At 58.5% G+C, this 3,654-nt stretch carries 10 protein-coding genes; 4 read left to right on the plus strand and 6 right to left on the minus strand.

The features are described from left to right. The 4 genes from RMO15_RS15240 to RMO15_RS15255 form a co-directional block, all read left to right on the plus strand. Positions 1-286, plus strand: a 286-nt coding sequence (locus RMO15_RS15240) for a hypothetical protein (protein WP_309714304.1), incomplete at its 5' end; no start/stop codon positions are given. A 1-nt stretch (position 287) separates the two neighbouring features. Beyond that, positions 288-848, plus strand: a complete 561-nt coding sequence (locus RMO15_RS15245) for a hypothetical protein (RefSeq protein ID WP_309714305.1) — start codon at positions 288-290, stop codon at positions 846-848. A gap of 82 nt (positions 849-930) precedes the next feature. Then, a complete protein-coding gene (locus RMO15_RS15250; protein WP_309714306.1) occupies positions 931-1,224 on the plus strand; it encodes a hypothetical protein in 294 nt (97 codons plus the stop codon). Positions 1,225-1,286: 62 nt separating this feature from the next. After that, entirely contained in the window at positions 1,287-1,421 is a 135-nt protein-coding gene (locus RMO15_RS15255) for a hypothetical protein (protein ID WP_309714307.1), read from the plus strand. A gap of 52 nt (positions 1,422-1,473) precedes the next feature. On the opposite strand, the gene RMO15_RS15260 is transcribed toward RMO15_RS15255, so the two are convergent. The 6 genes from RMO15_RS15260 to RMO15_RS15285 all read right to left on the minus strand — a co-directional run. Continuing rightward, complete coding sequence (locus RMO15_RS15260) at positions 1,474-1,611, minus strand: hypothetical protein (RefSeq protein ID WP_309714308.1); 138 nt, start codon at positions 1,609-1,611, stop codon at positions 1,474-1,476. Further along, entirely contained in the window at positions 1,608-2,099 is a 492-nt protein-coding gene (locus RMO15_RS15265) for a hypothetical protein (RefSeq protein WP_309714309.1), read from the minus strand. The genes RMO15_RS15260 and RMO15_RS15265 overlap by 4 nt, the downstream gene beginning before the upstream one ends. Then, positions 2,096-2,653 carry a hypothetical protein gene (locus RMO15_RS15270; RefSeq protein WP_309714310.1) on the minus strand — a complete coding sequence of 186 codons (558 nt, stop codon included), beginning with the start codon at positions 2,651-2,653 and terminating at the stop codon, positions 2,096-2,098. The genes RMO15_RS15265 and RMO15_RS15270 overlap by 4 nt, the downstream gene beginning before the upstream one ends. A 16-nt stretch (positions 2,654-2,669) precedes the next feature. Then, on the minus strand, positions 2,670-3,227 hold the full coding sequence (locus tag RMO15_RS15275) for a thermonuclease family protein (RefSeq protein WP_309714311.1): 558 nt from the start codon (positions 3,225-3,227) through the stop codon (positions 2,670-2,672). Then, on the minus strand, positions 3,190-3,408 hold the full coding sequence (locus RMO15_RS15280) for a hypothetical protein (RefSeq protein WP_309714312.1): 219 nt from the start codon (positions 3,406-3,408) through the stop codon (positions 3,190-3,192). Before RMO15_RS15280 ends, RMO15_RS15275 begins: the two co-directional genes overlap by 38 nt. Before the next feature lie 12 nt (positions 3,409-3,420). After that, the coding region (locus tag RMO15_RS15285; RefSeq protein WP_309714313.1) for a hypothetical protein at positions 3,421-3,654 on the minus strand (234 nt) is incomplete at its 5' end.

Here is a 3,654-nt window from a genome sequence, read left to right on the forward strand (position 1 = left end):
CTTAGAGTCGGTTTCCTTTGACTATGCAGATAAGCGTAACATCCGGGAGAGGGTAACCGAGATGCTTGGGTTGGGGCAAATGCTCTTAGGGAAAGAAGAAGAGGTTGGAGAGGTTATCTTTCTTGTAGGACCTCCGCAAAACCCTGCCATGCGCTCTAGCTATGAGTCCGGGCTAAAAATGCTGTCCCATTTTCAGCTTCCTCATAAAATCTTCCGCGAAAATGAAGTGGAGCAAATGGCCGATGAAGTTATCCCACGACTTGAGTCAGGCATAGTCAAGAAATAAAATGGCAAAGAGATCACCACGTATTAGCGACGCTTTTTCGCTCCATAACCGCCGCATGACCGATGCGGAGATTCGGGACACAGCACGAGGGGTGATGCGTATCCTCCTCGCCAAGCTGGAAGGCGATCCCACTAACATTCAGAGCTGGCTGGACCTGGCCCGGTCGCTGGGCATCCGCGTGATTGGGTTCTACGGCCCGCGCGGCGAGGCCATCGCCTACTACGATAACAGTGAGTACGAAAAAGGGAGGTCTTTTGGGCCGTTCCCCTCTCCGCGGCTGGTCTATAATCTGTGCGCCCCGCTGGAGTGGCGGATCTTCCTGATCCTGCATGAAGTCGCGCATCATGTCGGGGCGCAGTGGCCGGGCAGCGCGTTTCCCAAAGCCGCCACGGAGCGCTACGCTGATATCCGCCAGACCGCTCAGCACCGCGTCGCCTGTGCGGTTGAGGAGCTGTTCTATGAGGCTTTTTTTTGTTCACCACGAGCAAACTTAAGAGTGTCAGCTACTAATGACCAGGAGCTTCCCAGCTCCACTGACCAAGGAGAAGAATCTGATGTTTAAGACGAACCCACTACTCGAGAAACCTAACATTTTTATAAGTCCACCCGACCCTCGCCAGAGCCCCGAGGAACGCCAGGAAGCCATGTCTCAAGCTGTCGCTGGAGTGCTCTTAAAGCTGGCCGGTGAGAGCAACCGTCGGCTCCTCGCGACATGGATTGGAGTCGCCCACACGCTCGGTGTGTCCGTGAGGCGCTTCCATGATCCCAAGGAGAGAGAAGGGTGGTACCTGAATCAACCTTCCCCCGAGATCTACCTCAACGAAGCTCTCCCCCAAGAGAAACAGGCAGGCGTCGTTGTGTATCTCCTAACTCTCCACTTACTAAAGGTATGGGACATTCCCAGCGAGGGGAGTCAGAAGGCACTAGCGAAGCGTTAGCCAGACACACAGCTCCCCTGCTCCATTACGGTGCGGCAGGGGAGCTGCTCAAGGAGAAGAAGATGAAAAGAGAAGAGATCCGTGCGCCGGAGGAGCTGCCCGAGATCGAGCGCATCCCTGAGGTGCCAGACTGTAACGCCTCCCCTAGCGCGGAAGATCGCGCCAGGTACGGTGATGGGGCCGTCGCCGAGGGATGAGGAAAGTGGAGATTGATAGTGTAGGGAGCAGCTCCTCGCCGAGCTGTAGAAGTCACTTGCCCTGTGCGGCGACAACCAGTGCTTCGACCGCCGCAAGGGTGGCATCTGTCTCCTCCGTTTGGAGAAATCGCCGCAGGAACCATCGGAGTGGCTTTCTGACGAAGAGTTTCCAGAGCGCTTCGTCTTTCATGGCCTAGCTCCGTTTTTTGCTTCCTGTACGCTGATCCCGCCGATCTGGACATGGCATGGGTCCCAGCCGATCTCTACTTTCGCATCGAAGTCTCGGCTGGCTATTGCCGAGCGGATCGTGTCGCGGTCTTCCTGAGTGAGTCCCCAGTCAATGCCCGTTATGCAGCCGTGGGCTTTCGCCGAAGCCGCGAGCATCAGCAAGAATTTTGTGCTCTCGTGGTTGGGCTGGTCATCATCGAGGATATCCGCAGCCAAGGAGTCCGGTTTCTCGTCCTCCGTGGCTACGTTGTGCATTCCCCATCCCACTTTCGTAAAGCCATCGGCCAGGAGCTGGCGCTGCCGTGCGGGGGAACGCCACGCTTCCTGGATGCGCGGTCTCCAGCCGTGGCCCTCCAGATCGGCAAGTATCGCGGCTACTTTCTTTCGAAAGATCGGGTTGCACTCGGTGAGCCGCTGAGTGTTTCTCTCGTTCCGCTGTTCTTCGGTCATGGCTCTACCTCCGGGGTGGGAGCTGGTTGCACCCGAACCGCGATAATGAGCACGTCACCGAGCTGGAGCGAGGAGACATTCTCGATTGCATGATCAGGCGGAATCGTGACCGTTGGCACGCTGGGTATCGGTGGAGCCACCGTGTCTGCGGCTTCACTTTCAATCACCGTGTAGCCACCTGGCACAGCGGCATCGCCGATGAATTGCGGCTTAATCTCGCTCTCAACCACCAGGTAGCTTGCGGGTTTCGCAGTATCTTCTGTCACTGGAGAAGCTGGCGCTTCGCTCACGCTTGGCGCGGGACTCTCCGGTGGAATCGTGATAATCAGCGGCTTGCTTTGGATCACGGGCTCGACGAGCTCAGTTGGCGGTGGCGCAGGCGACTCTGGCGGGATCTGGTGGAGCGGGCCGTTGGTCGAAGCTGGATTAGCCGCTGGCTTTGGTGTTGACTTGGGCTTTGGCCGCAAGATGAGTTTGGGCTTTGCGGTTGGTGCCTTCACGGCAACGGGCTTGGCTGTTGCTTTCTTGGGTGCTCTAGTAATGCGTGGCTTCATGGTGGTATCTCCTTTTCTAATTTTGCTTGCGCCATTGCCACGGGGGAATGGGTGCTGGCATCGCCCAGAGGCCACGCTTGGCGGCGCGGGCGGTGTCTTCGGCCAGGCGTAAGTCTCGGCTATCTGGGGCGTATTGTGGGCTCCACCAGGCCAGCCCTGTCTCAATCTGCCTCCGCTCGATGCTTGGGTAAGCCGAGGTGCTGAGCTGGGCGACGAGCCGCCCGTACTTGTCTTTCTCGATTGGCTGGATGGTTAGGTTCTGCCCAACCAGCAAGGTACCGAGGGCCGCACGTGCCATAGGTCCGCTTGGTTGGTTCATCTCCGGGGCATCCGCTCCGAAGAGGCGAATGGTGATTGTCTTGAGGTTGTCGCAACTCGCGTGGAGCGTGTCACCATCCACGACCTCGATCACGCGGCAGGTGTCGAGCACGGGAAGCGGGTCGGACAGGTTCTTGCTCCCTGTGGGCCAGACCGTGGCTAGCCCGCCGCCGATGGCGACGATTCCGGCTCCCGTTCCGAGGATAGCTGCACGTTTCTTACGGCTTGCCTGAGTGGTCCTCGTCGTTGTCAGCACTGGCTTTATCCTTGCGTTTGCGTTTCTCTCTGAGGCGGCGAAGTGCCCTGCGCCTGGCGCTGCGAAACTTGGGCTGTGCTCTGAGCCACCAGGTAAGGGCAACAACGAGGCCGATGAGCGCGTTTATCAGGCGGTTCTCGGCCTCGTCAGTTAGCACAGCGAAGGTGTGAGTCAGGGGCATCTTGCCCTCCCGTTACGCTGTGACGATCACAAGGCTAGCCTGAGGCGCTCCTTGGAAGCCGGAGTCGCTCACCGGGATGATCTTCACCCCGACTTTCACTCCACCTGCCGGAACGCCGAACTTGCTCTCGTAGGCATCGCCCAGATCCGCATTGAGCAGGTCGCCTGTGTCTGCCGTGATGACGAGCCGGAAGCTGGCATCGGGGATGACACTCCGGCCCGCTGACATCGGCTCCGTAGCGAAGAT

This window comes from Armatimonas sp., from assembly GCF_031410135.1.
GTDB lineage: Bacteria > Armatimonadota > Armatimonadia > Armatimonadales > Armatimonadaceae > Armatimonas.

Coding starts and splice junctions, on each gene's coding strand:
- RMO15_RS15270 (WP_309714310.1), bottom strand. CDS start 2,653: ATGAAGCCACGCATTACTAGAGCACCCAAGAAAGCAACAGCCAAGCCC.
- RMO15_RS15280 (WP_309714312.1), bottom strand. CDS start 3,408: ATGCCCCTGACTCACACCTTCGCTGTGCTAACTGACGAGGCCGAGAAC.
- RMO15_RS15265 (WP_309714309.1), bottom strand. CDS start 2,099: ATGACCGAAGAACAGCGGAACGAGAGAAACACTCAGCGGCTCACCGAG.
- RMO15_RS15260 (WP_309714308.1), bottom strand. CDS start 1,611: ATGAAAGACGAAGCGCTCTGGAAACTCTTCGTCAGAAAGCCACTCCGA.
- RMO15_RS15245 (WP_309714305.1), top strand. CDS start 288: ATGGCAAAGAGATCACCACGTATTAGCGACGCTTTTTCGCTCCATAAC.
- RMO15_RS15255 (WP_309714307.1), top strand. CDS start 1,287: ATGAAAAGAGAAGAGATCCGTGCGCCGGAGGAGCTGCCCGAGATCGAG.
- RMO15_RS15250 (WP_309714306.1), top strand. CDS start 931: ATGTCTCAAGCTGTCGCTGGAGTGCTCTTAAAGCTGGCCGGTGAGAGC.